Genomic DNA, 21,484 nt, shown 5'->3' with positions numbered 1-21,484 from the left:
ACGCAGGCCCTCGACGCGCTCGAACCGTTGCGCGGCGAACACCGACATCAACGTCGACACATCCGCCACCGCATCCAGGCCATCACGCCCCGCCGCGACCGGATCACCGTCGGCGTCGATCCACTCCTGCTCGTCAGGCCATGCGTCGTCGAGCCCGTCGCCGGTCGCCCACGACTCACCCGCACCGTGCACCGGGAGCGCATCGGCATCGCGGAGCGCCTCACCGCCGGAGGGGCTTTCATAGCTGTTGCGCATGCCTACATCCTAGAACATACCTACGACACTCCACGGAAATCGGGCCCCCTGTGGACAAGTCATCGAAGGATCGCGGGCACTCCGCCACGACCAGCGCTGCAGCGGCTCCGGTGGCACCGAGCGCGACGGGACGAAGCACCGCCCGGCGCGCTTCACCCGCGCACCCGCGGCCGCGCACCCACCGCCGGAACGAGCGCCACCGCCGAGACCGCAGCCGCCAGTACGAAGGCGACCGGGTAGCCCGCCGTGGGAATCAGGCCACCCACGACAGCCGCCCCGAGCGCCTGACCCAGGATCAGCGTCACGAACAACAACGCCGTCCCGGCCGGCGCGCGGGGCGCGTCGATCTGCGCGGTCCACGCGATCAGCACGCCGCTCCCGGCCGTGTAGCCCCAGCCGAACGCGGCGAAGGCGACGAGCGCCCACCCTCCCCCGGCGAGCACTGCGGCCGTCGCGATCGCGACCACGATCGCGGTCGCGATCCACGCGACGGGCGGCTCCAGCCTCTCCATCCACCGCGCAGTGATGATCACGAGTGTGCCGCCGACGCCGAGCGAGATCCACGCGGCCATCGATGCGCCCGACGAGGTTCCCGACGCGACGAGCATCGTGCGCCCGTAGGTCCAGACGGCGGCGGATCCCGCGCCGAACAGCAGCGCCGCGAGCAGCACGCGGCGATGGGCGACGAACCACGGCAAGGCCGGGAACGTGGGCGGCACCGCAGCATCCGCCCCTCCCCGCGCAGCCCCGAGCACACCGACGGCGGCAAGCGCGGTCACAACGGCGGCGACGACCCACGCGAGGCGCCAATCGGGTGCGAGCAGCAGTGCGAGCGCGCCGGCGAGGACGACTCCCGGACCGGTTCCGGCGTTCACGATGGCCTGGCCGCGCGGCGACCGAGAAGTCGCGGGATCGCGCTGGAGCACCGCGACCAGGGCCGGCGAGGCGAGACCCGCTCCCGCCGAGCTCGCGATCGCGAACACGGCGAAAATAAGCGAGACGGGCGCGACAGCCATGCCGAGGGCGCCGATGGATGCTGCGACAGCCGCCGCGATCACGAGCGCTCGCGCGTGTCGCGCGGCCGTGAGGAATCCGACCACGGCCCCGACGCAGTAGACGACCGACGCACCCGCCGAGACGACGCCCGCCGCGGCGACGTCGAGCCCGAGGTCGGCCTGCACGTCGGGCAGGAAGAGTCCGTAGGCCATTCGCACCAGGCCATAGGTGGCAGCGATCAGTCCGGCACCGGCCGCGACGAGCGGCACGGACGAACTCGTTCGTAACAAAAACGCTCGTTTCACTTTTGCGAGTCTAGGGTGCTGTCATGGCTTTGCGCACCCGCACCGAGACGAAACTGCTCGACGCGGCAGACGAGCTGTTCTTCACGCGCGGCATCGCCGCGACCCCGGTCGACGCCGTACTCGAACGCGCGGGAGTGTCGGCCGCGACGCTGTATCGCGGGTATGCGAGCAAAGACGCCCTCGTCGCCGCCGCCCTCGAACGGCGCCACGCGATATGGATCGAGACGTGGGACGCCGCCGTCGCCGCGCAGACGACCGGCGAAGGCCGGCTGCTCGCGATCTTCGACGCGCTCGACGCCTTCCGGTCGCAGCCTGCGGGCTCGCGCTGGTGCGCCTTCCTCGGCAGCGCCGCAGAGTATGCCGACGCCCCACCCGAGGTCGACGCGGCGATCCACCGCGACACCGATTCGATGCGCGGGCGTCTGACCGACCTCGCGGCCGCCGTCGACCCCGCACGCGCGGCGGCGTTGGCCGATCAGCTGGTGCTCGTCGTCACCGGCGACCTCGCGATGCGCTTGCGCTCCCCCGCGCACACGAGCAGCGTTGCGCGCGGCATCGCGGCGGCGCTCGTCGCGGGCTAGGCCGTCAGGATGCTGCGGCGAGCGCCGCCAGCGCGTCGCCGGTGAGGCGCTGGGTCGTCCACTCGTCCATGGGGGCGGCCGAGATCGAGCGGTAGAAGGCGATCGCCGGGGCGTTCCAGTCGAGGACGGTCCACTCCAGGCGAGAGTAACCGCGGTCGACGCAGACCTCGGCGAGCGAGGAGATGAGCGCCTTCCCGTAGCCGCGGCCTCGCTGCGCGTCGTCGACGTAGAGGTCTTCGAGCCAGATGCCGTGGCGTCCGGTCCACGTCGAGTAGGTCAGGAACCACAGTGCGATGCCGACGATCTGGCCGTCGCGTTCGACGACGTGACCGAAGGCTTTCGGGTCGTCGCCGAAAAGGGTCGCGGTCAGCGCGCCGACGGTGTTCTGCACAGCATCCGGTTCTCGTTCGTAGTCGGCGAGCGCCTGGATGCAGGCCAGAATGCCGGCCTCGTCGCCCGGACGGGCGGTGCGGAGAATGGCGGAGTCGTCGAGCGTGCGCGGGTTCACCCCTCGAGCGTAGAGGTGAGAAGGCCGGACCGCCGTAAAGGGGCGACGGTCCGGCCGGTCATCTCGCCCTCGCGGCGTGGCGGCGTTCTAGCCGAGCCAGCCGAGAAGGATGGCGCGCAAGTTCTTGAGGTATTTCAGCGCTTTGAGTGCTTCGTACATCTGTGACTCCTTCGTCGGTTGAGCGCAGGCTACGCCCGCCGCGACTCCCGGGGAATGGCGAACGCGATTTCCCCGTACTGGGTTCAGGAACCCCCTCCTTTCCCGGTATTTCGCGCCGGTGCGGCACCGACCCGCCATACTCGCGACATGAGTGCTCTCGGGGTGGGCCGGGCGGTACATCGCCGGTGGGTGGCGGTCACGGCGATGGCCGTATCTGCGACGATCGCGGGGGTGACGGGGACCGCCGCCATCGCGGCCGACGAACCCGTGGCGCCGTGGTCGCGGGTCACCTCTCTGCAGGGCGACATCGACCTGAGGGCGGGCGACGTCGAGGTGCTCAAGACCAGCGTCTCGAGCCCCGCGCACCTTCTCACCTTCCCGTTCACCGACATCAACCTCATCCAGGGCGGTGGGGCGGAGTCTGTGGTCGACACCACTGTGCTGCGCGTGACGGCGGATAGCACGACGTGGACGGTACTCCCCTTCACCAACGAGAGCACGGCGTTCATTCGCGCCGACGGCATTCTCGTGAGCATGCTCGGCAATCTGATCTACGACGGCTGGGCGCAGTCGTCGGCGACCTGCCCGATGCGCGAGAGCGCCGCCCCCAACGCCCAGGCCACGGGTATCGTCGCGGGGTTGAGCGCCTACGTCGGTCCGACGCAGCGCGTGTGGGAGTTCGACAAGAAGGCGCCCTACCTCGATCTCGGTCGCGGGGGTGCTGTCGAAACCCCCGACGCGATCCTGCATATCCGTCTCGAGAGTGTCACCGTGCCGGGCACCGAGACCGCGTCGGCGTGGGTGCTGCTGACCGTCGATCTGCGCGGGAGTCTCCCCGATGACGGCCCCGTCGACCAGCGGATCGCCACCGTGAAGCTCGCCACGTCGGAGGTCGCGTGCGTCGCGACCACTCCGGGTGCCGGTGGACCCGGGGTGGGGTCGCCCGGTGCGTCGCCCGAGCCCGTTCCGGGCGAGCCTGTTCCGGGCGAGCCTGTTCCGGGTGAGCCTGTTCCGGGCGAGCCGGTGGTGACGGCGCCGGGCGAGCCGGTCGTGACCACGCCGGTCGCCCCGCTGCAGCATCCGGCTGCGGTGTCTTCTGCTCCCCGGGCGACACTCGCCGAGTCGGGGAGCGACTTCCCCGTCGGGCTGGCCTTCGCCGGCGCCGTTCTGGCGGTGCTGGGCATCGGGATGCTGCGTCTCAGGCGTCGCGCCTGACGCTCGTATTCTCTGTCACGGAAGCGGAACGGTGACCGTTGGAGCCTCGGATGCGTTGTCGCACCCCGGCCCGTTCGGCGCGTCGGTACCCGTCCACGTCACAGCGACGTCGACCCGTGCGATCTCGGTGCCGCCGGCGTCTCGCGCGACGACGGTGAGCTCGCCGGGTGTCTGGGTGAATGTCTGCACCTCCCACTGCCCCCCGCCGAGACCGCGGGCTTCGGTCAGCGCGTCACCGGCGCACTCCCCCGCCACGCACCATTCCAGATCGTCGACCGCCGCTGCTCCGGCACCGGCGACCTCGAGCGTGAGGGTGTTGACGTATCCGATCTCCGTGCACGCCCTCGGCATCGCCGAGCATCCGCTCACGACGGTGACGCAGGCCGTCATGGCGAGCAGCATCCCGGTTCGTCTCACGCGTCCATCCTCTCGAATGTGCGGATGTTTCGCCCCGCGTTGGCGGTCGCTCCGCTGACACTCCCGTCCCCGTCACTCGCGCGCACCGGCACTCCCATCCCCCTCACTCGCCCGCACCGACACTCCCGTCCCCCTCACTCGCGCGCACCGGCACTCCCGTCCCCCGACGCGCGCGCATCCACCGCCCATTTTCGACCCCCGCCTCACTCCCGCGCCCACTGGCCCGCGAAGCGACGCGGTGAGGCAGATCGCAAGCGTTCCGGGGGCACCGTCTTTCCCGTTGCGGGGTCGGGCGGTTTATGGAGCCAGTACGAGTCGTCACCGGTCACGGTGTCTCGCTCACGTGTAATCCGCCACCCGAGGTTGTGACAGCGCAGATGGCAGTTGCGGCACAGCGGAACGCCGTCGTCTACGTCGGTCTTGCCGTGATGCTCCCACCAGTGACCGATGTGGTGGTACTCGCACCACGAAGGAGGCGCCGTGCAGGACGGGCCGATGCATCCGCCCTCCCGTATCGCGATGGCGGTGCGCTGCTTCGCGGAGAAAAGCCGTCGCTCGCGCCCGAGATCCAAAGGACGACCGTTCTGGTCGAGCGAGACGGCGAGCGATCCCGCATCGCATAGGTGCTTCTCGATCACCCCTCCGGGAAGCGCCTGCCCTCCGTCTTCCAGATGCCCGACGCCCATCACCCGCATCTCACCGCGTTCGCCCGCCTCGGCGATCGCTGATGCTTCGACCACGATGCGCACACCCGGCTGCCGGTCTCCGAACGCCCGCTCGGGGTCTGCTGCGGCGCCGGCGCGCAGCACGGCGATGAGCGTGTCGTACTGCAGCTGTTCGTTCGTGCGTTCGTCGGCCGCAGCATCCGCCGCCTTCTGCTTCGCCCCTTCGCCCACGAACCGCGGACCCCGGCGCGGACGCAACGCCGCGTTCATGATGGCGTGCACCCATGCGGCTGCTTCGTCGTCGAAAGAAATGCGCGCCTGATGCTGACCGGCCTCGTCGATCCACGTGCGCAGCGAACGCGCCGCGAACCGCTCTTCGAAGCGCAGGGTCACCCCGACCGGGTCGAGCCGGTCGCGGGCGGTGCGGGCGTCGGCTCTGAGCTGCTCGACCGGCACCGTATGAGCCTCATCGAGCAGGATCTCGACGGCCTGCGCCCACGCCTGGGGCAGGAACTGCGGATCGAGTTCGGGATACCGCTCGACCGGTGGCGCCCCCAACCCCGTGCGAATGGCGCGATACTGCGGCGACGCGATGCTGCCCCTCTCGAGCGCGTCGCTCAGCATCCGTTCCCACGTCGGGACAGCGGGACCCGCATCGTCGACATCAGCGGCGGGAGGCGTGTCTGTGACCGCCGCCAGCTCTTCGCCCGTCTTCATGGCACGGGTCACCTCGGCTTTCGATTGGCCGGTGATGGTCTGCACGAGAGAGCCGACGGTGCGATGGCCTTTGCGCTGAGCGAGTCCGTCGTACCCGCGGTCGCGCTCCGACCGGCGCGCAGCCTCGGCCGCGAGCGCTGCGAGCACCAGATCGGCCGCATTGCGCACCTCGGCGATGTCACGCATGGCTCGCAGAAGCACCTCTTCGTCGACCGTTGCGACGTCGGCTCCGCCCAGCGACTCAGCGATCCGCCCCGAGGCGACGGTGAGCCGCTCGGTGGTCGTAGTCGCTATCTGAACCATAGAACAAATGTACTAAGAACCTCCGACATCGGCCCGTCCACGAACATCGCGACGCCGTCAGCTCGCCGACACGAGAGCCGGACCCCGTCCTACCGCCACTCCTCGCGGGTGCGCGCAGCCGAGGTGCCTCCCCCGCCGCGTCGCGCGACGGCCATCAGCGCGAGCTGAGCGGGGCTGTCCACGGCGTGCAGCACGCACGCGCCGACCTCGCGCTCCCACAGGGCGGCGAACGCCTCTGCGTCTTCGCGGCGTCGACCGATCGCCGTCGGCACGGGAAGGTACTGCGGCTCCCTCGAACGCCCGAGCACGGTCCGAACGATCCACGCGCGCCCGCCCCGCCCGGTCTGCAGAAGGAAGCGCGGAGTGCGCACCGGTGCGAACAGCTCGGCCATCGCGTCGGCGAAGGTGCGCTGATCGGTGGGCGCAGCATCCGCGATCTCGACGCTCACCGTCGCCAGAGCGTCGCGCTCGCTCTCGACCACCACGGGCTGCGCCGCCACGTCGGCGACCCGGCCGGCGCGGCGCAATGCTTGCCAGACGACGTCGCCGATGCGGCCATAGGTCGCCACGGTCCGCGAGGTCTGCGCCCGCTCTCGCCGCCACGCCTTCGCCAGCGGGATGCCCAGCCAGAGCGCTGCGGCGAGGAGCGCGAAGCTGACGATGACTCCCCCGTCTTCGAGCGTCGCGAGCGACAGGATGCTGCCGCCGACCGCCAGTGTCGTCATGCCACCGAGCGCCGCACCGAGCCTTCGGGACCCCCGCACGCTCGTACGGAACACCGGCGCCGTCGACCGCCGCGCCACGAGCGCGCTCACGCCCTCACGGTCGACGTAGGGCTCACCGATGCGCCAGTCGGCCCGCGTCTTCTCTCGCGGTGGCAGCACGAGCATGGCGTTCAGCCCGTCGACGGAGGCGTCGGCACCTTTCGCGGTCACCTGACGCATCGCCTCCTGCGCCGCGGACGGCAGCGCGATCGACAAACCGCGCACGACCCGCGACGGGTCGTCGGAGTCGAGCCCCCATAGCCGCGCGTGCTTGCGCCGCAGGCGTGACGCGTCGGGCTGCGCCTCGAGCGGAAAGCTCGGCGGCAGCAGCGCGGTGACCGTCCAGTTGTGGGCGACCTTCTCGGGCCACATCGGGTCGAGGCGCAGGGTGCGCCCGCGCAGCTGCTGGGTGGCCGAGGCCGTCGCGACCGCCGTGAGGTCGATCAGCGTGTTCACCGCGGGGCAGTCCCAGCCTTCGCCGAAGAGTCCGCGCGTGCCGACGACGACCTGCACCGTGCCGCGGGTGAGCAGAACGGATGCTGCGCGCACGAGCCGCGCGGCACCGACACCCGGCGCGTGCACCTCGGCGACCTGGGTGTCTTCGAGCAAGGGTGCCGTCGCCACCGGCACGCCCAGCAGCTCCCCCAGCATGGGCACGAGCACGTCGATGTCGCGCGCGGCGATGCGGGTGTGCGCACCGGTGACGAGCATCGGGCGCAGCCCGTGCGCCGCGGTGTCGGCAACGATCACACCGAAGGTGCGGAGCGCGCCGGCGGCGCCGACGAGCCCGCCGCTCTTGTTGCCGTGCTCGGCGAAGTCGGTGACGACGAGCGCGCGCATGCGGTCGTCGCCGAGCGCCTCGCGTTCGATGCGCAGGATGTCGCACGCCGCGAAGTCTTTCGCGAGCGACGAGGCGAGCATCGTGTCGACCGGGTCGCGCGTGCGGCGCACGCCCCGGTCGGTGAGCGAGTATCCGAAGTCGGCGAGCGTGCGGCGGATGCGCTGCCAGCGGGCCTCTTCGGCGCGGTTCAGCAGCAGCCGGTCGAGCGCGAAGCGCGCCAGCAGGCGCAGCGACTCGTCGGTGGTCGGGGGCCGGCGCGCGACGTCGGGAAGCAGCGAGACGAGCGGATGCTGCGGCGCCGCCGTAGCAAGCATCGCCGCCGCCGCTTCGGATCCGCCGAAGTCGTCGGCGAACGCCTTCGCGAGACGGCGGTCTTCGTCGGCGCCCGGTGCTGGCGGCTCGAGTTCGTCGCGGGTCTCACGTTCAGGTTGAAGCTTATGGACGAGGAATGCGAGCCCGGTCGCATGCGCGAACGTGGAGCGCAGCAGCACGGCGAGCCCTTCCGCGTGCGCGGCGAGGAACGCGAGCTCGTCGCGGGTGGGCTCGGCGAAGCGCACGAGGTCGCGGTAGGGCGCGAGATTGCCCTCGCGCACGACCGCCGGCACCGGAACCTCGTCGTCGACGTCGCCGAGCAGCGAGGTGTAGTTGTCGTACTCGTTCGCGTCGTCGGGGCTCGGCAGGGTGGCCGTGAGTCCGATGAGCAGCGGCTCGGTGCCCGTGGCGCGGATGCGGGCGGCGAGCGTCGCGACGACGAGGGCCCAGTGGTCGAGCAGGTGATGGCATTCGTCGAGCACGATCGTCTCGACCCCGCGCGCGACGAGCCTGTCGATGAGCGCGAGCGCGTTCGGATGCAGCGCCCGGGCGAGCGTCTCGGGGTTCTCCTTCGTGAGCTGCCGGCGGATCGTGCGCGAGCGGCTCGCGATGCCGCGCTTGTAGGGCTGGGGGTTGCTCGCTTCGAGGTCGGCGAGCCATCGGTCGGCCGATTCAGGGGCCCTCCCGTCCTGCTCGAGGTCGTCGAGCCAGCGTCGGCGAGCGAGATCGGCGAACGGGTTGGCCGTGTCGAGCACGCTGAGCGCCTGGTACGTCAGCGCAGTGAGGTCACCGGGGTTCTCGGGATCTTCGGACAGCGCGCCCGGGTCGGAACCGAGGAATGCGGCCTGCCGCACCCACTGTGCGCGGATCGTCGTCGTCGGGGCGAGCACGACAGTGCGGGCGCCCCGCCGCTGTGCGAGGAGGAGTCCGAGCAGGGTCTTGCCCGAGCCGGGCGGCGCGACGATGTGGAGCGGACCCGGGGTGGCGACGTCGATGCGGTCGAGGACGTCGGCTTGATAGTGACGGAGTGTGCCGGTGAAGCGCCACGACGCGAGAGGAGTCGGGGCAGGCACCGGTTCAGCCTAGGGCGGCGGCTCGCAGCAGCCGGAGCCGACCCGAGGGCGGGGCTCCACGCGCTCGCTCCGCGCGTGGACGAGTCCCCGCGCGTCCCCCGGCAACCCCCAGACCAGTGCCGATGTCAAGGCAAACATGATCCCGCCCCCAGATCGCCCGCGCTGGTAGTGTCGCGCCAGCATCTGCTCCCCCCGCACGAAGCCGAGGATCCGCAATGAGCCCCAGCGCAGCATCCGTCCACCCGCCCCGTGAACAGTGGACCGGTCAGGTCGGCTTCATCCTCTCCGCCATCGGTTCGGCGGTCGGGCTGGGCAACATCTGGCGCTTCCCCGGTGTCGCGTACGAGAACGGCGGCGGGGCGTTCCTCATCCCCTACCTGATCGCGCTGCTGACCGCGGGCATCCCGATCCTCTTCCTCGACTACGCGATCGGTCACCGCTATCGCGGAGCCGCCCCCACGGCGCTGCGTCGCCTCGGCGGCAAGGCGGGCCGCTGGCTCGAGTCGCTCGGGTGGTTCCAGGTCGCGATCGCGTTCGTCATCGGCCTCTACTACACGGCCGTCGTCGCGTGGGCGCTCAGCTACTTCGTGTTCTCGTTCGACCTGCGGTGGGGCGACGACCCGGCAACATTCTTCTCGGGCGACTACCTCCAGGCCGGCGATCCGGGCCTCAGCCTCGAGTTCGTTCCCGGCGTGCTCATCCCGCTCGTCCTCGTCTGGATCGCGGTCATCGTCGTGCTGGCCCTCGGCGTCGCGAAGGGGCTGCAGCGCGTCAATATGGTCTTCCTGCCGCTGCTGGTCGTGGCGTTCGCGGTGCTGGTCGTGCGCGCACTCTTCCTCGACGGCGCCGGCGCGGGCCTCGAAGCACTCTTCACCCCGAACTGGGCGGCGCTCGGCGACCCGAACGTGTGGATCGCCGCGTACAGCCAGATCTTCTTCTCCCTGTCTATCGCCTTCGGCATCATGATCACCTACTCCTCCTACCGCAAGCGCAAAGCGAACCTCACCGGCCCCGGCCTGGTCGTCGCGTTCGCGAACTCGTCGTTCGAGATCCTCGCGGGCATCGGCGTCTTCGCCACCCTCGGCTTCTTCGCCGTGCAGCAGGGAGTCGGCATCGACGAGCTCGAGGGTCTCACCGGCGTCGGACTCTCGTTCATCACCTTCCCCGCGATCGTGTCGCAGATGCCCGGCGGCCCCCTCTTCGGCGCGCTCTTCTTCGGCTCGCTCGCGATGGCCGGTTTCACGTCGCTCATCTCGGTGCTGCAGGTAGTCTCGGCCGCGATCCAGGAGAAGTTCGCGCTCTCGCGACGCGCGGCCGCGGTCGGCGTCGGCGGCGTCTCGGCGGTGCTGTCGGTGCTGCTGTTCTCGACGACCACCGGCCTGCTCGCCCTCGACGTCGTCGACCAGTGGGCGAACAACATCGGCATCGTCGCCTCCGCCATCCTCATGACGGTGCTCGTGATCTGGGTGCGACGCCGCGGACCCGAGCTGCGCTACCACCTCAACGCGGTCTCGACCTTCCAGGTCGGACGCATCTGGGTCTTGCTGGTGGGAGTGATCGCGCCGATCGTGCTGGCCTACATGCTGATCCAGCGCATCGTCACGCTCCTCACCGAGGGATACGGCGGAATGCCCGACTGGTACCTCGGCATCTTCGGCTGGGGCACGATCGCGTTCATCGTCGTCGCGGCGATTGCGCTGTCGCTCTTCGCGTGGCGACGCTCGCCCGACGACTTCGTCGCGTGGCCCGATTACCCGCCGACACCGGATGCTGCATCCCGCCGCGATAAGGAGGTCACGCGATGACCGGTCTCGCCATCGCCTTTCTGATCCTCGCGATCGTGATCGTCTGGGGCGGTCTGATCGCGAGCGTGCTCTACCTGCGCGCCCGCCCCGAACGGGCGGACTTCCCCGCGGGCGGCGACGACGAGAGCTACCCCGACTGACGTCGGCCGAGCGCCCCGCAGCATCCGTTCGCGTCAGCGGCCCGTGCGCAGGTGGATCCGCTTGCCTTCTTTACTGAAGATCGACAGCACCTCCGCCGGCCCCGCCCCGGTCGCGGCCAGCCAGTGCGGGATGCGGGTGTCGAACTCCGCGGCCTCGCCCGGGCCGAGCGTCACGTCTTGCTCGCCGATCACCAGGCGCAGCCGGCCCGACAGCACGTAGAGCCATTCCTGGCCGTCGTGCACCTTCGGCTCAGGAGTCGCGACCACCCCGGGCGGCTGTGCGGGGAAGGTCACCTTGTAGGTCTGCACCGGGCTCGACTCGGGCGAGAGCGTCTCATACTGCGTGCCCCCGATGCTCTTCGAGGTGCGTTTCACGCGCGGATCCGGCGCCGCACGCGGAACGATGTCGTCCAGCTCAAGGCGCAACGCACGCGCAATCGGCACGACCAGCTCGAGGTTGGGCGCGCGCTTGCCCGACTCGAGGCGCGAGAGAGTGCTCGACGAAATGCCCGTCGTCTCCGACAGCTCGGCCAGGGTCATGCTGCGCTTCTCACGCCAGCTCTTGAGCCGCGGACCGATGAGCGCCAGGGAATCGTCGGGCATCCCGCTCCGTTCTTGCCAATTTGGCATCGATAGTTGCTGATACGCTACCAGCCGAGCATCGTGAACGGTATGACGCACGACGATCGGCTCTCCGCAGCATCCGCCCCTCACTCCCCCGCCCAGAATTCCGACATCTCGGGCGAGCTCTGGGACGTCATCATCATCGGCGGCGGCGCTGCCGGTCTCAGCGCGGCGCTGATTCTCGCCCGCGCCCGGCGTCGCGTGCTCGTGCTCGACGCGCACGAGCCGCGCAACCGGTTCGCGCCGCACATGCACGGTGTGCTGAGCCGCGACGGGTACTCGCCGCTCGACCTCGTCGCCGACGGATACCGCGAGGTGCGCGCCGTCGACGGCGTCATCGAGAACGCCCGGGTCGTCGAGACGCGCGCGACGGCGGACGGCTTCGAGGTCGTCACCGACTCCGGCGGCCTCGCGACCGGGCGGCGGCTGATCGTCGCAACCGGCACGCGCGACCGACTGCCCGACATTCCCGGACTCGCGGAGCAGTGGGGGCGCGGAGTCGTGGCGTGTCCGTACTGCGATGGCTACGAGGCATCGGGCACCGCGATCGGCGTGCTCGCAGGCTCGGTGATGGGCCTGCACGTGGCGCACATGCTGCGGGCCTACTCCAACGACATCACGGTGTTCACATCGCTCGCAGGCGAACTTCCCGAAGACGAGCGGATGCTGCTCGAGGAACGCGGCATGCGCATAGACGACCGCACCGTCACCCACGTCGTCACGGAGGGCGACTCGATCACCGGGCTCGGCCTCGCCGATGGATCGGTCGCGGCGCTCGACGTGGTGTTCGCGCAGCCGACGCCGACCGCGCTCGATGAGCCGCTGCGGCAGCTGGGTGTCGCGCAGACCGAGACTCCGATCGGGCTGTGGACCGCGGTCGACGGGTTCGGGCGAACGAGCGTGGACGGGGTGTTCGCCGTGGGGAACTCCGGGATTCCTAACGCGCTCGTTCCGATCGCCATGGGGTCGGGCGCCATGGCGGCGCTGACGATCAACGGCGAGTTGGTCGCAGAGGACGTGGCCGCGGCATCCGCTCGTGTGGCGCAGCGGCGGGGCGTCGACGCCGGGGTAGGACACTGAAGCTATGGCTCATTCGTCAGACGAAGCGCTCACCGATCCGGCGCAGTTCTGGGAGGCGCGGTACCTTTCGCACCGCGGCAAGAGCGGCGCAGTGTGGAGCGGCAAGGTCAACGCCGCCGTCGAGCGAGAGGTGTCGGGGCTGACCCCCGGCACCGCGCTCGAGCTCGGCAGTGGCGAGGGCGGCGACGCGCTCTGGCTCGCCGGGCAGGGCTGGACGGTGACCGCCCTCGACATCTCGGCCAACGCTCTCGCGGTCGGCGCGGCGAAGGCTGCCGAACTCAGCCTCGTCGAGCGCATCGAGTGGGTGCAGGCCGATCTCGCGACGTGGCACCCCTCCGCGCAGTACGACCTCGTGACGGCGGCATTCCTCCATTCACCCGTGGAGCTGCCGCGGGAGGAGATCCTGCGGCGGGCCGTCTCCGCCGTCGCTCCCGGCGGACGGTTGCTCGTCGTCGGGCACGGGGCGTTCCCACCGGGGTCGAGTCACGATCATGATCGCGCGGCTCCTCCCCTGCCGACATCCGGCGAGGTGCTCGCCTCGCTCGACCTTCCGGACGGGTGGACCGTCGAGACCAATGAGTCGGTCGACCGCGAGGTCGAGTGGCGAGACCAGGGCACGGTGACGCTCACGGACGCGGTGCTGCGGGTGTTGCGCGCAGACACCAACGTGACTTAGTCCCGGCGTCGCCCGAAGCCTTCGGGCGACGAGCAGACGCTATCTCGTTAGAGGGCTAATCTTCATTGCGCAGATATGGAACGGCTGGCGCTCGAATCAAATGATTCGCGACGTGCGACGCGAGCGATTTTACGGTATGTGTAATACGTGACTTCACCTGAGACCGAGGCGCTGACTGCAACACTTCGGAAGCTTGAGCAGTCTGGCGATGCGATAACCGTTCGAGAGCTCATCTCGTACTGGGGTGCGAAGGGGCGCGGGTCGCAAGTATCGGAGCAGATGCGTCGTGATATGCGGGACCAAGGACTGGCCACAGAACCCCCGTTCTCCTACGGGTCCCTGGATACGCCCATCCGTGTTGTGACCATAAGAGAAGCAGAAACGATCTCGCGGGGTGACGGCACCTTTCATGAGCCCTCGTCGAGTGAGCGGTCGGACTCAGAGGAACAGTCTGAGACGCTCCACGTCGGTCAAATCCCGTCAGCCCTGTCAGACCTCGTCTCGGTGGAATCAATAACAAGCATCGGCCGTGCTCAGACGCTGATGATTCAACACGATTTTTCCCAGCTCCCTGTCGTCGACAATGGCGACCTGGTGGGCATCATCAGCTGGGAGAGTATCGCTCAAGCGTCACTACGAACACGGGTGAAGCGCGTATCAGACTGCGTCACAGAAGCGCAGACTCTCAACCGAGACGCAGACCTGCTTGCGAGCATGCCGGTCATCGTGGAGGCAGGTTATGTCATCGTATTGGACCCACGTGGCGTTCCGACCGGCATAGTGACGACGGCGGACCTGGCGCGACAGTTCGACAGACTTGCCCGCCCCTTCCTCTCCGTCGGCGAGTGCGAACGCGAACTCAGGAAGATCCTCGACGGCGCGTTCTCAAAGGAGGAGCTCCACACTGCAACTCGGTACAAGAAACCTGGGATGCCAGGCGCTTCGGCCATGACAGTCGGCGACATCAAGCAATTTATCGCCAAGCCAGAAGCGTGGGGCAAGCTAGGCCTCCGACTTTCGCACGGAGCTTTCGTCGATTGGATCGAGGTTGTCCGCCAGGTGCGAAATGACATAGCCCACTTTGCGCAAGACGACGAATCCATTGAATCGCTGAACCAAGTACGAAATCTGACCCTCTTTCTTCGCGGAATGAGAACTAGCGAGCCAGAGGGACACAAATAACACCGTCCGCGGGCGGAACCTTGCGACTCTAGCCTCCCGTATCCACGAGCTGAACCTGCACACCTCAGTCCTTGGGGCTATCGGCGTGGGCGAGCACCGTCAGCACCGCCGGCTCAACTCCTCCGCGCCCGAGGAACCGGGAGCCGGCGAACACGCCGGTCGAGTTGCCGCGGGGGAGATCCTGCGGCGGGCCGTCTCCGCCGTCGCTCCCGGCGGACGGTTGCTCGTCGTCGGGCACGGGGCATTCCCACCGGGGTCGAGTCACGATCATGATCGCGCGGCCCCTCCCCTGCCGACATCCGGCGAGGTGCTCGCCTCGCTCGACCTTCCCGACGGGTGGACCGTCGAGACCAATGAGTCGGTCGACCGCGAGGTCGAGTGGCGAGACCAGGGGACCGTGACCCTTACGGATGCGGTGCTGCGGGTGTTGCGCATGCGGTCGAACGACTTGGATATGGTGTGAGAGGTAACTGACTTCGAGCGTTGGGGGACGCAATGTCGTTGGACTTTGTCGCTATTGATTTCGAGACGGCGAATAGGTCGCGGGCTTCCGTATGCGCGGTCGGAGCCGTTCGGGTTCACAACGGCGCGGTGGTGGATACGTTCCGTTCGCTGGTGAAGCCGCCCGAGGAGTTTGACGAGTTCGAACCGATCAACGTGAGCATTCACGGAATCGAAGCCAGACACGTCGCGCATTCGCCGTCTTGGCCGGAGGTCTACCAGGAGCTCCGCGCGTTCATTGGCGCCGACATGATGGTCTGTCACAATGCGCAGTTCGATGTGTCGGTGCTGGTAAACGCGTGCAGCGCGTACGACATCGACTGGCCGGCGTTCGACGTCGCCTGCACTCTGCGCCTCGCACGTGCCGCGCTGACCCTTCCTTCCTACACACTGCCGTGGGTTTCCGACCACCTGGGAGTAGACGTATTCGACCACCACGACCCCCTCGCAGACGCGCAAGCCGCGGCAGCGGTGCTGATCGCGTTGGCACGTCGCGAAGGGGTTCGATCCGTTCGTGAGTTGAATGAGAGCCTCGGTACCCCGATCATCCCCACGAGTGTCCGCGAACCGGCGGACAGCGAAACCACGGCGGGGGTTCAGATGCCCATCACGCCGATCAACACCAACACGGTCGGATTTGCCGATGCGGTGGTCTGCTTCACCGGTGCTCTCGAGATGATGGTTCGCGATGAGGCCCGCCGACGTGTCGTCGACCACGGCGGAGCTTGGCAGGGCAGTGTGACCAAGACCACCTCCGTCCTCGTCACGGGTGGTTTCAACCTCTCGACTTTCCGGCCCGGGGCCATGTTCTCGAAGAAGGTCCGCGATGCGATGAGCGCCGTCGAACGAGGGCAATCTCTGGAGATCATCACGGAGGACGAGTTCCTCCGCCGCTTGGCGCTGAGTGATGAGGAACTGGCTGCGGCACGCGTACTTCGATCACGCGTCCCAGAGTGGGTGGTAACGCAGGCCGGCGATGGACCGGGAGACGACTATTGGGGCTGGTTCAATTCGTCTCTTTTGCATCCCGACGGGCGGGCAGCCGGCGAAGAGACGTGCATCTGGTGCGCCACCACACTCACCGGCAAGGAGCACTGGACTCACAGAGATCGTCATGTGTGTGGCATCCACTGTAATGAGCGCTTCAAACGAGCAGCTCGTCGGGCCTGGCGTAACGCTGGCCTCAACGGTGATGCACCGCCGGATTCTTGGACGGACTACACCATCGTCGCCTGAGAGAGGGAGTCTGTCCGTTCGGTAACGTCGTCATGGTGGAAAACGATGTGGCTATGGGTGTCTTTCTCTTCGTCGTCATGGTCGGCTCGGGCGTCCTCATCATGTGGATGGCCCGCGCCACCGCCTCGGGTCGGCTGAAGCGCAACGCATTGGCGGGCATCCGCATCCCCAGCACCATGGCGAGCGACGAGGCGTGGCAGGCGGCGCACATCCGCGCGAAACGGCCCACGATGCTCGGCGGATGGGCATCGATCGCGAGCGGTTTCGTCGCCCTCCTGCCGGTGTCAGCCCCTGTCCGCGCCACCGCCGTGATCGCGGGTTGTGTGCTGATGCTCGGATTCCTGCTTTACGGCTCGAAGGTCGGCAGCCGCGCCGCGTTGGAAATCTCGAGCCGCTCAGCTGACTGACGCCCGCCTACTCCTCTCACCCGACGAGCGGGCCGCCCAGCTTCCAGTACCCGAGGAACGACACCTGTTCCTTCGAGACCGCGAGCTCGTCAGCGAGGTAGCGGCGCACGCTCGTCGTCGAGCCCGACTCCCCCGCCAGCCAGGCGTAGAAGTCCGCACCTCCGGCGAACGTCGAGCCCCACTCGCGCACGGCCGCTTCCACGCCGACGTCGCGCAGCACGACGCGCACACGAACGTGAGCGGGCAGCTCGCGGCTGACGATCTCGTCGTCGAGGTCGGATGCTTCGAGAATCACGTCGACGTCAGCACCCGGCTCGAGCGCGCTCACGATGTTGCGCACCGCCGGGTAGGCGGTCTCATCCGCCACCAGCAGAAACCGACGCGCATCACCGGGGTTCCAGTGGATGCCGTAGCCGGTGTGCCCCATGCGCATGTCGGGCCCGTTCACGACCAGGCGGTCGCCCGGCTGCGCCGCCGCCGCCCACGCCGATGCGGGACCGGCGGGTTCGTGCAGGAAGAAGTCGACGTCGATCTCGCCGACCTCGGGGCGGATCGCGGCGGGCGTGTAGGTGCGCAGCACGTTGCGCTCGCCTTCCGGTAGAGCCCGCCACCGGCTGTACCAGTCGGACGGATGCGGCGTCGGGTCGTCGAGCAGACCGAACTCGGCGATCGTACCGTCGGCGAACGGCAGCACGACCTTGATGCGCTGGTCGACGCCCCACGGCGCGAAGTTGCGAAGTTCGTCGCCGGCCAGCGTGAGGCGCAGGAAGCGCGGACTCAACAGCACGCGCGCACGCACCTGCACGCGGAACGCGCTGTAGGCCCAGGGCCGGTTCATGCGCTGGCCGCCGCACTCGATGAGCCGCGCAGCGGCACGACGAGCGGACCGCCCGTCACGGGGTCTTCGATCACCACGTTCGCGAGACCGAACACCTCCTCCACCCGCTCACGGGTGATGACGGCGCCCGGCGCACCCTCGGCGACGATGCGTCCGCCGCGCATCGCGACGATGTGGCTGGCGTATCTTGCGGCGTGGTTGAGGTCGTGCAGCACCGCGACGATCGTGCGCCCGCGCGCGTTCAGCTCGGCGAAGAGCTCCATCAGCTCGACCTGGTGCGCGATGTCGAGGTACGTCGTCGGCTCGTCGAGCAGCAGCAGGTCGGTCTGCTGCGCGAGCACCATCGCCACCCAGACGCGCTGACGCTGGCCCCCCGAGAGCGCGTCGACCGGACGATCCCTCAGATCGGTGGTGCCGGTGGCGGCCAGGGCTTCGTCGACAGCGTGGGCGTCAGCATCCGACCACTGGCGCAGCAGGTTCTGGTGCGGGTAGCGGCCCCTGCCCACCAGATCAGTGACGGTGATGCCGTCGGGGGCGATCGCGCTCTGGGGAAGCAGTCCGAGCCGGCGCGCGACCTCCTTCGCCGGGTACGACGAGATGGCCGCACCGTCGAGCACGATCCGTCCGCTCGTGGGTGCGAGCAGCCGCGAGAGCCCGCGCAGCAGCGTCGACTTGCCGCACGCGTTCGGCCCGACGATCACGGTGAACGACCCCGGCGGAATCGACACGGTGAGATCGCTCACGACCTCGACACGGTCGTATGAGAGCGCGACCCCCTCGGCGAGAAGGCGGGCGGAGGTGTGTTCAGGCACGACGGCGGATCTCCAGAATGATCATCAGAACGAGGTAGGCGCCACCGACCGACACGGTGACGACTCCCACAGGCAGAGCGACGGGCAACAGGTGCTGCGCGACGAGGTCGGACGCCAGCAGGATCAGCGCCCCGAACGCGGCCGACAGCCCGAGCGAAAGGTGAGGCGTGCGGGCGACGAGCCGCGCGACCTGGGGAGCTGCGAGCGAGACGAAAGCGACGGGGCCGGCGACGCTCGTGGCGGCGGCGACCAGCGCCACCCCCACGACGAGGGCGACGCCGCGCACGAGGTTTGGTCGCGCACCGGATGCTGCGGCCACGTCGTCGCCCAGATCGAGCTGGCGCAGGCTCGGCCCGAGCAACGCCGCGACCACGACGAAGGGTGCAGCGCACAGCAGCGCCCCGCCCAGCGATCCCCCGGTGACGGCCTTGAGGGTGCCGGTGCCCCAGGCCGAGGCGAACATCGCGGTCTCGAGCTCGATCTGCAGCAGCATCCACGTGTTGAATGACGCCAGCATCGCGGCGATCCCGATACCGATGACGATGAGGCGGAAGCCCTGGATGCCGCCGCGATACGACAGCATCCAGATCACGAGCGCCGTCACGACACCGCCGACGAGAGCCCCGACCGTCAGCGACTGCCAGGTCGCCGAGACCAGCACGAGCGCGACGAGCATGCCGGTGAACGCGCCGTTGGAGAGCCCGAGGATGTCGGGACTCGCCAACGGGTTGCGGGTGACGGTCTGGAACAGCGCCCCCGCGACGGCGAGGATCGCGCCGAGCGTGATCGCAGCGAGGGTGCGCGGCAGGCGCCACTCGACGATGACGACGCGGTCCATCGTCTCGCCGGCGCCGAGGAGCGTGCGCACGACCGCATCAGGAGCGACGACGTAGGTTCCGACGCCGAGCGACACGATGCCGAGAACGAGGATGACCCCCACGACGACGGTGGCGACGAGGATGCTGCGCCCGCGAAGCGGAACCGCGAGAGGGCCGAGACGAAGCAGCACGCGCCGAGGCGCGGTCGGCGTGGCGAGAGTCATAGGGTGCTCGCTCTCTTGCGCCGCGCGAGCACGATCAGCACGGGCGCGCCGACGAACGCTGTCACGATGCCGACCGGCACCTCGGCGGGAGCGATGATCACTCGGCCGAGCACGTCGGAGAGCAGTACCAGCACGGGGGCGAGCAACGCCGACAGGGCGATGATCGTGCGCTGGTCGACGCCGAAGACCCACCGCACGATGTGGGGGATCATGAGCCCCACGAACGCGATCGGGCCGACGAGCGCGGTCGCCGCGCCCGCGAGCAGAGTGGTCGACACGATCACCGCGACACGGATGCGGCGCACCTCTGCACCCTGCGCCCGCGCGACGTCTTCGCCGAGCGCGAGCGCGTTCATCGCCGGGCCCACGAGGAACGCGAGGGCGAGGCCGAGCGCGATAAATGGCAGCACAGGCACGATGACGTCGAAGCCGCGACCGAGCAAAGACCCGGCGTTCCAGCTGCGCATCGCGTCGAACGCGTCGGGGTTGCTGAGCGTCATACCGGTCGTGATGCCCGAGAACACGGCACCGAGCGCGACACCCGCGAGAGTGAGCCGCAACGGATCGGGCGCGCCCCGGCCCGACGACCCGATGAGGTACACCGCGATCGTGACGACGAACGCCCCGAGGAGCGCGAGCCAGACGAGGGCGGAGATGTCGCGGAGTCCGAGCAGGGCGACCCCGAGCGCCACCGCGAGGGCAGCACCGGCGTTCACCCCGAGGATTCCCGGGTCTGCCAGCGGGTTGCGGGTGAACGCCTGCGTGAGTGCGCCGGCGACGCCGAGCGCGGCACCGGCGACGAGACCTGCGACGGTGCGCGGGATGCGCAGGCCGATCACGATGTAGGTCGTCTCGGTGGTGCCCTCACCGCGGATTGCTGCCCAGACCACCTGCGGCGACAGCGGGTTCGCCCCGATCATCAGCGATGACGCGATCGCGACGACGAGCACCGCCACGACGATCGAGAGCGCGGCAACCCGCCGCGACCGGCGCACCGGGGGCCGAGCCTGTGGCAACTCGACCCCGGTGAGAGCCGTCAAGAGCGCTCTTCGAGGAACTGCTCGATGTCATCGAGCACCTTCTGTGCGCCGAGGGGGCCGACGCCCGACACCCAGTAGCTGGTGTCGACGAGCCTGACCGAGGGGAAAGCATCCGCGTTCTGCACGATCGCCGCGGGGATGGTGGAGTCGTCCGACGTGTCGGCCGTCGTCACCAGCACCCGGTCGGCCTGCGCCGACAGAATGTTCTCGGGAGAGATGTCGGCCTGGAGACCGTCTGCCCAGTCCTGGGCGGGAATCGTGAAGCCGACGCACTCGAGCAGGCTGCCCGCGAACGACACCGGGCCATAGAGGCTCAGGGTCGTCTCGTCGCGAGGGCGGACGAGCTGCACGGTCTGCCCGTCGATGCCGTAGGTGTCGGCGAGCTCGCCGCAGCGGGCGTCGACCTTCTCGAGCAGCGCGGCCGTCTCGTCTTCGCGCCCGAGCGCCTCACCGATGAGCGCGGCGTTGTCACGCCACGGGTCGGCCTGGGTCGCGATGAAAACAGTCGGCGCGATGGACGACAGCTGCTCGTACAGGGCCGAGTGGCGGGCCTCGGTGCCGAGGATGAGGTCGGGCTTCAGCGCCGCGATCGCCTGCAGATCGGGCTCGGGCACGCTGCCCACCGCCTCCACTGCGTCGAGGCCCAGGTAGGCGGGCACGCCCACGACGTTGCTCGCGACCGCCGCGCCGACCGGAACGACGCCGACGGCGGCAGCGGTGTCGAGTTCGAGCGGCTCGAGGGTCACCACGCGCTGCGGCTCGACCGGCACCTCCGTGGTGCCGCGGGCGTGCTGCACCTGGCGCGTGGTCGCGGTGTCGGCGTTCGCGGCCTCCATCGAGGGCGCCGAAGCGGAGCAGCCCGCGAGCAGGAGGGCGGCAGACGCGGTCGTCGCCGCGAGCGCGACCCATCGACGGTGAAGACGAGAAGACATGATGGAGCAGCCATTCTGAAGCCGGGTGACCAAAGTAAGCGTAGCCTTAGTTAGGCAA

22 protein-coding genes are annotated in these 21,484 nt (G+C 69.1%); 10 read left to right on the top strand and 12 right to left on the bottom strand.

Features of this window, described 5'->3' with window-relative positions; genetic code table 11:
- Together DEA06_RS13610 and DEA06_RS13605 are read right to left on the bottom strand one after the other, a co-directional pair.
- Positions 1-255, bottom strand: a 255-nt coding sequence (locus DEA06_RS13610; protein WP_133241781.1) for a hypothetical protein, incomplete at its 3' end; no start/stop codon positions are given.
- Positions 256-407: 152 nt separating this feature from the next.
- Positions 408-1,556, bottom strand: a complete 1,149-nt coding sequence (locus DEA06_RS13605) for an MFS transporter (RefSeq protein WP_133241780.1) — start codon at positions 1,554-1,556, stop codon at positions 408-410.
- Positions 1,557-1,579: 23 nt separating this feature from the next.
- Here DEA06_RS13605 and DEA06_RS13600 point away from each other — a divergent pair, with 23 nt between their 5' ends.
- Positions 1,580-2,137 carry a TetR/AcrR family transcriptional regulator gene (locus tag DEA06_RS13600; RefSeq protein ID WP_116648543.1) on the top strand — a complete coding sequence of 186 codons (558 nt, stop codon included), beginning with the start codon at positions 1,580-1,582 and terminating at the stop codon, positions 2,135-2,137.
- A 4-nt stretch (positions 2,138-2,141) separates the two neighbouring features.
- On the opposite strand, the gene DEA06_RS13595 is transcribed toward DEA06_RS13600, so the two are convergent.
- Positions 2,142-2,645, bottom strand: a complete 504-nt coding sequence (locus tag DEA06_RS13595; protein WP_240606953.1) for a GNAT family N-acetyltransferase — start codon at positions 2,643-2,645, stop codon at positions 2,142-2,144.
- A 306-nt stretch (positions 2,646-2,951) separates the two neighbouring features.
- Between DEA06_RS13595 and DEA06_RS13590 the strand changes: the two genes are divergently transcribed.
- Complete coding sequence (locus DEA06_RS13590; RefSeq protein WP_133241779.1) at positions 2,952-4,019, top strand: hypothetical protein; 1,068 nt, start codon at positions 2,952-2,954, stop codon at positions 4,017-4,019.
- A 15-nt stretch (positions 4,020-4,034) separates the two neighbouring features.
- On the opposite strand, the gene DEA06_RS13585 is transcribed toward DEA06_RS13590, so the two are convergent.
- From DEA06_RS13585 to DEA06_RS13575, 3 genes are all read right to left on the bottom strand, one after another.
- A complete protein-coding gene (locus DEA06_RS13585; RefSeq protein WP_133241778.1) occupies positions 4,035-4,436 on the bottom strand; it encodes a hypothetical protein in 402 nt (133 codons plus the stop codon).
- A 203-nt stretch (positions 4,437-4,639) separates the two neighbouring features.
- Positions 4,640-6,121 (bottom strand): HNH endonuclease signature motif containing protein, encoded by a 1,482-nt coding sequence (locus DEA06_RS13580; protein ID WP_116648540.1) that lies wholly within the window; start codon positions 6,119-6,121, stop codon positions 4,640-4,642.
- 89 nt (positions 6,122-6,210) lie between these two features.
- The gene (locus tag DEA06_RS13575; RefSeq protein ID WP_116648539.1) at positions 6,211-9,111 is read right to left on the bottom strand and encodes a DEAD/DEAH box helicase family protein; all 2,901 of its coding nucleotides are present in this window, start codon (positions 9,109-9,111) and stop codon (positions 6,211-6,213) included.
- Positions 9,112-9,326: 215 nt separating this feature from the next.
- Here DEA06_RS13575 and DEA06_RS13565 point away from each other — a divergent pair, with 215 nt between their 5' ends.
- Together DEA06_RS13565 and DEA06_RS13560 are read left to right on the top strand one after the other, a co-directional pair.
- Entirely contained in the window at positions 9,327-10,916 is a 1,590-nt protein-coding gene (locus DEA06_RS13565) for a sodium-dependent transporter (protein ID WP_116648537.1), read from the top strand.
- The gene (locus DEA06_RS13560; RefSeq protein ID WP_116648536.1) at positions 10,913-11,056 is read left to right on the top strand and encodes a methionine/alanine import family NSS transporter small subunit; all 144 of its coding nucleotides are present in this window, start codon (positions 10,913-10,915) and stop codon (positions 11,054-11,056) included. The genes DEA06_RS13565 and DEA06_RS13560 overlap by 4 nt, the downstream gene beginning before the upstream one ends.
- A gap of 33 nt (positions 11,057-11,089) precedes the next feature.
- Here the strand turns inward: DEA06_RS13560 and DEA06_RS13555 are convergent, their stop codons facing one another.
- Positions 11,090-11,659 (bottom strand): XRE family transcriptional regulator, encoded by a 570-nt coding sequence (locus tag DEA06_RS13555; RefSeq protein ID WP_116648535.1) that lies wholly within the window; start codon positions 11,657-11,659, stop codon positions 11,090-11,092.
- A gap of 69 nt (positions 11,660-11,728) precedes the next feature.
- On the opposite strand from DEA06_RS13555, the gene DEA06_RS13550 reads away from it, so the two are divergent.
- The 6 genes from DEA06_RS13550 (at position 11,729) to DEA06_RS13525 (ending at position 16,762) form a co-directional block, all read left to right on the top strand.
- A complete protein-coding gene (locus DEA06_RS13550) occupies positions 11,729-12,760 on the top strand; it encodes an NAD(P)/FAD-dependent oxidoreductase (RefSeq protein WP_133241777.1) in 1,032 nt (343 codons plus the stop codon).
- A gap of 4 nt (positions 12,761-12,764) precedes the next feature.
- Positions 12,765-13,436 (top strand): class I SAM-dependent methyltransferase, encoded by a 672-nt coding sequence (locus DEA06_RS13545; RefSeq protein ID WP_116648533.1) that lies wholly within the window; start codon positions 12,765-12,767, stop codon positions 13,434-13,436.
- 147 nt (positions 13,437-13,583) lie between these two features.
- Positions 13,584-14,618, top strand: a complete 1,035-nt coding sequence (locus DEA06_RS13540) for a CBS domain-containing protein (RefSeq protein ID WP_133241776.1) — start codon at positions 13,584-13,586, stop codon at positions 14,616-14,618.
- A gap of 85 nt (positions 14,619-14,703) precedes the next feature.
- Positions 14,704-15,081, top strand: a complete 378-nt coding sequence (locus tag DEA06_RS13535; RefSeq protein WP_116648531.1) for a hypothetical protein — start codon at positions 14,704-14,706, stop codon at positions 15,079-15,081.
- A gap of 32 nt (positions 15,082-15,113) precedes the next feature.
- Entirely contained in the window at positions 15,114-16,355 is a 1,242-nt protein-coding gene (locus tag DEA06_RS13530) for an exonuclease domain-containing protein (RefSeq protein WP_116648530.1), read from the top strand.
- Between the two features lie 53 nt (positions 16,356-16,408).
- Positions 16,409-16,762 carry an SdpI family protein gene (locus DEA06_RS13525; protein ID WP_165818012.1) on the top strand — a complete coding sequence of 118 codons (354 nt, stop codon included), beginning with the start codon at positions 16,409-16,411 and terminating at the stop codon, positions 16,760-16,762.
- Between the two features lie 16 nt (positions 16,763-16,778).
- Here the strand turns inward: DEA06_RS13525 and DEA06_RS13520 are convergent, their stop codons facing one another.
- From DEA06_RS13520 to DEA06_RS13500, 5 genes are read right to left on the bottom strand one after another with little or no spacing between them, the layout of a single operon-like run.
- A complete protein-coding gene (locus DEA06_RS13520; RefSeq protein ID WP_116648528.1) occupies positions 16,779-17,600 on the bottom strand; it encodes a siderophore-interacting protein in 822 nt (273 codons plus the stop codon).
- Complete coding sequence (locus tag DEA06_RS13515; RefSeq protein ID WP_116648527.1) at positions 17,597-18,412, bottom strand: ABC transporter ATP-binding protein; 816 nt, start codon at positions 18,410-18,412, stop codon at positions 17,597-17,599. Before DEA06_RS13515 ends, DEA06_RS13520 begins: the two co-directional genes overlap by 4 nt.
- Complete coding sequence (locus DEA06_RS13510) at positions 18,405-19,454, bottom strand: iron chelate uptake ABC transporter family permease subunit (protein WP_116648526.1); 1,050 nt, start codon at positions 19,452-19,454, stop codon at positions 18,405-18,407. The genes DEA06_RS13515 and DEA06_RS13510 overlap by 8 nt, the downstream gene beginning before the upstream one ends.
- Positions 19,451-20,494 (bottom strand): iron chelate uptake ABC transporter family permease subunit, encoded by a 1,044-nt coding sequence (locus DEA06_RS13505; protein ID WP_240606952.1) that lies wholly within the window; start codon positions 20,492-20,494, stop codon positions 19,451-19,453. Before DEA06_RS13505 ends, DEA06_RS13510 begins: the two co-directional genes overlap by 4 nt.
- Positions 20,491-21,426, bottom strand: coding sequence for an iron-siderophore ABC transporter substrate-binding protein (locus tag DEA06_RS13500; protein WP_116648525.1), 936 nt, complete (start codon positions 21,424-21,426; stop codon positions 20,491-20,493). Before DEA06_RS13500 ends, DEA06_RS13505 begins: the two co-directional genes overlap by 4 nt.
- Positions 21,427-21,484: the final 58 nt, after the last annotated feature.

It is taken from the genome of Microbacterium sp. Gd 4-13, assembly GCF_003095395.1.
In the GTDB taxonomy this organism is placed as follows: Bacteria; Actinomycetota; Actinomycetes; order Actinomycetales; family Microbacteriaceae; genus Microbacterium.
Note: the sequence above shows the minus strand (reverse complement) of the source record. Positions and strands in the feature narration are given on the sequence as shown.

Excerpts from the sequence above, each read along its gene's own strand:
- DEA06_RS13555 (WP_116648535.1), bottom strand. The coding sequence starts at position 11,659 with ATGCCCGACGATTCCCTGGCGCTCATCGGTCCGCGGCTCAAGAGCTGG.
- DEA06_RS13530 (WP_116648530.1), top strand. The coding sequence starts at position 15,114 with ATGTCGTTGGACTTTGTCGCTATTGATTTCGAGACGGCGAATAGGTCG.
- DEA06_RS13580 (WP_116648540.1), bottom strand. The coding sequence starts at position 6,121 with ATGGTTCAGATAGCGACTACGACCACCGAGCGGCTCACCGTCGCCTCG.
- DEA06_RS13560 (WP_116648536.1), top strand. The coding sequence starts at position 10,913 with ATGACCGGTCTCGCCATCGCCTTTCTGATCCTCGCGATCGTGATCGTC.
- DEA06_RS13525 (WP_165818012.1), top strand. The coding sequence starts at position 16,409 with ATGGGTGTCTTTCTCTTCGTCGTCATGGTCGGCTCGGGCGTCCTCATC.
- DEA06_RS13600 (WP_116648543.1), top strand. The coding sequence starts at position 1,580 with ATGGCTTTGCGCACCCGCACCGAGACGAAACTGCTCGACGCGGCAGAC.
- DEA06_RS13510 (WP_116648526.1), bottom strand. The coding sequence starts at position 19,454 with ATGACTCTCGCCACGCCGACCGCGCCTCGGCGCGTGCTGCTTCGTCTC.
- DEA06_RS13545 (WP_116648533.1), top strand. The coding sequence starts at position 12,765 with ATGGCTCATTCGTCAGACGAAGCGCTCACCGATCCGGCGCAGTTCTGG.
- DEA06_RS13550 (WP_133241777.1), top strand. The coding sequence starts at position 11,729 with ATGACGCACGACGATCGGCTCTCCGCAGCATCCGCCCCTCACTCCCCC.
- DEA06_RS13590 (WP_133241779.1), top strand. The coding sequence starts at position 2,952 with ATGAGTGCTCTCGGGGTGGGCCGGGCGGTACATCGCCGGTGGGTGGCG.
- DEA06_RS13565 (WP_116648537.1), top strand. The coding sequence starts at position 9,327 with ATGAGCCCCAGCGCAGCATCCGTCCACCCGCCCCGTGAACAGTGGACC.
- DEA06_RS13500 (WP_116648525.1), bottom strand. The coding sequence starts at position 21,426 with ATGTCTTCTCGTCTTCACCGTCGATGGGTCGCGCTCGCGGCGACGACC.
- DEA06_RS13520 (WP_116648528.1), bottom strand. The coding sequence starts at position 17,600 with ATGAACCGGCCCTGGGCCTACAGCGCGTTCCGCGTGCAGGTGCGTGCG.